This window comes from Bacillus sp. LR--39 (assembly GCF_053613335.1).
Window position 1 is genome coordinate 1 of sequence record NZ_JBSIOT010001283.1, and the last position, 583, is coordinate 583.

Consider the following 583-nt stretch of genomic DNA (forward strand, 5'->3'; position numbering starts at 1 on the left):
TTGGTCAAAAAGGCGGAGAAGCCACCAGCAAAAACCATGACAAAGAATTCTATCAGGAAATCGGCGAAAAAGGCGGAGAAGCCACTAGCAAGAACCATGACAAAGAGTTCTATCAAGAAATCGGTGAAAAAGGCGGAGAAGCCACTAGCGAAAATCATGACAAAGAATTCTATCAAGAAATCGGCCGAAAAGGCGGAGAGGCAACAAGCAAAAATCATGATAAAGAATTCTACCAAGAAATTGGCTCAAAAGGCGGAAACGCCCGCAACAACGACTAATCAAAAGCATAAAGGCAGACAACCTGTAAATAAAAAAGCGATCCGGCACATCAGCTGGATCGCTTTTTTTTGGAATCTTCTCAATTTATGCCGCTATTGCGATACAATAAGTGAAAAAGGGGTTTTCGCTAATGTCCAAGATGCAAAACTTGCTCGCCATCGCAAATGAAGTCAAAGAAAAGCACGCCAATTTTTCAATCTCAGAGGTCAACGACCACTGCGTGCGCCTTGCGGTGTTTACGGGAGAATATGACTGGCACCATCACCCTGACTCAGACGAATTGTTTATTGTTCTTGAAGGGGAG

General features: G+C 43.6%; 1 protein-coding gene and 1 pseudogene. Both read left to right on the forward strand.

What is annotated here, in order from left to right; all coding sequences use genetic code 11:
* Positions 1-278, forward strand: a 278-nt coding sequence (gene gsiB, locus ACWHAR_RS29980) for a glucose starvation-inducible protein GsiB (RefSeq protein WP_452088796.1), incomplete at its 5' end; no start/stop codon positions are given.
* Between the two features lie 131 nt (positions 279-409).
* Positions 410-583 (forward strand): annotated as a pseudogene (locus tag ACWHAR_RS29985) (cupin domain-containing protein); the annotation flags it as partial.